General features: G+C 47.6%; 3 protein-coding genes. 1 reads left to right on the plus strand and 2 read right to left on the minus strand.

Annotated elements, in window-relative coordinates; translation table 11 throughout:
* Window positions 1–1,105 (minus strand): phosphoserine phosphatase SerB (gene serB / locus B4033_RS06830; RefSeq protein WP_286832817.1); only part of this gene is annotated, 1,105 nt, incomplete at its 3' end.
* 77 nt (window positions 1,106–1,182) lie between these two features.
* On the opposite strand from serB, the gene B4033_RS06835 reads away from it, so the two are divergent.
* On the plus strand, window positions 1,183–2,436 hold the full coding sequence (locus B4033_RS06835; RefSeq protein WP_286832818.1) for a hypothetical protein: 1,254 nt from the start codon (window positions 1,183–1,185) through the stop codon (window positions 2,434–2,436).
* A gap of 67 nt (window positions 2,437–2,503) precedes the next feature.
* Here B4033_RS06835 and B4033_RS06840 read toward each other — a convergent pair.
* Window positions 2,504–3,407 (minus strand): bile acid:sodium symporter family protein (locus B4033_RS06840; RefSeq protein WP_286832819.1); only part of this gene is annotated, 904 nt, incomplete at its 5' end.

Below are 3,407 nucleotides of genomic sequence, written 5' to 3' on the forward strand. Positions count from 1 at the left end.
CTAAACCGGCAATCGATAGCATTGGCAGGTCATTGGCCCCATCACCCACGGCAATTGCCTGTTCCAGGGAAATACCCATCTCTTCAGCAATCGTCATTAACAGATGCGCCTTACGTGCACCATCAACAATATGACCTTTGACTTCACCTGTCACCATCCCATCCTCAACATCGAGGACATTGGCATGGACCTCATCAATGCCTAGTTTGGCTTGCAGATGCTCAGCAAAGTACTGGAAACCGCCAGAAAGAATTGCAGTGCGATAACCCAGTGCTTTCAAGGTAGAGATCAGACGTTCTGCACCTTCAGTAATGGTCAGACGTTCTGCAATCTTCGGCAGCACAGATGCATCCATACCTTTTAGTAGTGCTACACGTGCACGGAAGCTTTGCTGGAAGTCTAACTCGCCCTGCATGGCACGTTCGGTGATTTCAGCCACCTGTGCACCGACACCTGCTTCAATCGCCAGCTCGTCAATCACTTCCTGCTCGATCAGGGTTGAATCCATATCAAAGCAGACCAGACGACGGTTACGGCGATAAACATTATCTTCCTGAACTGCAACATCGACATTCAGTGCCGTAGACAGGCTGAGGCAGGCTGTACGCATTGCTGCGGCATCTAGCATCTGGCCTTTCAGGCTGAACTGTACACAGGCACGTTTTGGTCCAGCCTCTGTATCATCACCGTCCAGTACCGGACGACCGGAGAGTCGGGTTACAGTTTCAATATTAAAGCCTTGACTGGACACGATCTGGGTCACGGCTTGCAAGTGGGAAGCCTTTAATTCCGGGGCCAATGCGGTCACGATATAACGGGTCTGACCCCCTTCTTTGACCCATTGATTGTATTCTGTGACAGAGATCGGTTTAAAGCGCACTGTTAACCCGATATCATGTGCTAGAATCAGGATTTCCTTCATGGCTAATGCGGTAGCGGTCTGGTCGTCCGAAGATACAACAATACCTAAGGTCAACTGGTTATGAATAACCGCTTGTCCAACATCCAGGATCTGTAAGGAATGAGCGGACAAAACCTGCATTAATCGTGTAAATTGATTAGGCTGGTCGGGTCCTAAGAATGATATAAGAATGATTTCTCGCATGAATTGACTCGGGTCTGAGCTACAACTATTGTTAGAATCATAATCGAATTTGAATAGAATTGCCTTGGAAGTTTACGTTGAATGCGCCTAGACAAGGGCTATTTGCTAGCCTACTGATTATAAGTTTTGCCCTTCATACCTTCTTACTGGTATTGGCAACCACTCACCAGCTGAATGAAAACCGTGCCAGCCAAGGTCAGCTCATGACCAGTCAACTGGTGACAGACAGCCTGGCTGAGCTGGATCCAGCCAATCGTGTTTCACTGGCTTTACTGGCAAATCGTTATTCCACTAACCCAAGTGTTGCCTCAATTCGCATCCTGGATGCAAATGCTCAGGTTTTAGCCACTGGTGGTCTGACGAAAACCCGAGAGGGTGAGGTCTTTGTCCGCGAAGCATTACTTAACGAGAAAAAAGTCGGTTCAGTTGAGATTACTTTGATTGAGCCAAGTATCGGTGAAATTCTGCGTACCCAGTGGACAGCGATTTTATTCTCTTTCATTCTGCATAGTTTATTATGGTTAGCTTATCGCGCCATTGCCCGTCCAAGCCGCAGCGAATACCTGGCGCGCATCAATAATGAATCACGTCTGAAATTTGAAATTCAGACGCTGACTCAGGCCCTGGAACAGGAAAAACACAATGCCGCCCTGGCAATTGCTCAGGCACAGCAAGCGGTTCACAATAAGCCAAAGGAAAAAGACAGCACGCCGGCTGTAGTCGAAAAAGATACTCTTTCACTGAATATCCAGTTCTATGATCCCAAACAGCTGCTGGATTCGGTCAACAAGACTGTGTCTGTGCCTTATTTCAACCTGTGTCAGATCTTCCTGAATAAGGCCACTGAACTGTGCGTACAACATTATAAACTGAACAGTTCGGATGTCTGGACGGTACACAAGTTTGATGAAAAAGGTGCAACACTGAGTATTGCCGCAGACAAGCCCAATGCCCTCGCCTGCCTCACCCTGATCAGCTATGTCTTCCAGTTACTTTCTGAAGTGCTGTACAAACGCTACCGTGAAGATAAACGTTTTGTCTTGCAGACACGTAGCGCGATTGCTTCGAAAGTGGATGAAATGCAGCTGAATTCAGCTCAAGCGGCTGAACGTCTGGCACAGCAACTGATAGCGCGTGAAAGTGCGGTACATGTCCCGAACTTCTTACTTAAATCCATTTCTGATCACTATGAACTGGTCAGCATGCCAAATCCAACCAATGTCCTGACCCGTCATGCTTTCGTGATGAATGGGATGGATGCCGAGATGGCAGAACTGGCGCAAAGCTTCCGAACCGATATCCTGAAATCGAAACAATCTAAAGCCTCCTAATAAATTTTGAAGAGTAAAAAGCCCGATCTTAGCATCGGGCTTTTTTTATTCCTTGTTTCTGCTGGCATCAGTTCTGCTGATCCGTCTCAGCAGGTTTTCTGGCTGCCCAATAAGTGGCCAAGGCTGGTCCAGAAATATTGTGCCATAAGCTAAAAATGGCACTCGGTACGGCTGTGATGGGAGATGCAGCAAAATGAGTCGCAGCCAAAGCCACACCTAGACCAGAATTCTGCATGCCCACTTCTATCGATACCGCACGGCAGTCAATTTCAGCCAGCTTAAAGCTCCTGCTGGCCCAATAACCAAGCAAATAACCCAGGCCATTGTGTAAGGCAACAATGCCTAAAATCATTAGTCCGGATTCCAGAATCTGGGTTTTACTGCCAGCAATAATTGCGGCGACAATTGCGACAATCGCAATCACCGAGATCAGTGGCATTACCTGGATATAAGCCTCAACTTTAGCCTTTAAAATGGCGCGGATAATCAGACCTAAAATAATCGGAAATAATACCACTTGCAGAATTGATACCAGCATTGACCAGAGATTGATCTCAATCCACTGACTGGCCAGCAGATAGAAAATAGCCGGGGTTAAAACAGGTGCCAGCAAAGTTGAAACCGAAGTACAGGCCACAGACAGGGCTGTATTGCCTTTGGCCATGTAGGTAATCACATTGGATGCAGTTCCACCCGGGCAGCAACCAACCAGGATTACCCCAATCGCAATTTCAGCCGGGAGCTGGAACAGCTGACATAGGAGAAAAGCCAGCCCTGGCATCACCATAAACTGGGCCACTACCCCAATTGCCACTGCTTTTGGACTCTGTAACACACTTTTAAAATCGCCTACTGTCATAGTCATGCCCATACCCAACATGATCAGACCCAACATCCAGGGAATATAGGCACGTAGCCAGACAAAAAGCTCCGGTAGCATCAGGGCAATAGCAGAAAACAGACTCACCCAC

The sequence above is a fragment of the Acinetobacter sp. UBA3132 genome (assembly GCF_002364825.1).
In the GTDB taxonomy this organism is placed as follows: domain Bacteria; phylum Pseudomonadota; class Gammaproteobacteria; order Pseudomonadales; family Moraxellaceae; genus Acinetobacter; species Acinetobacter schindleri.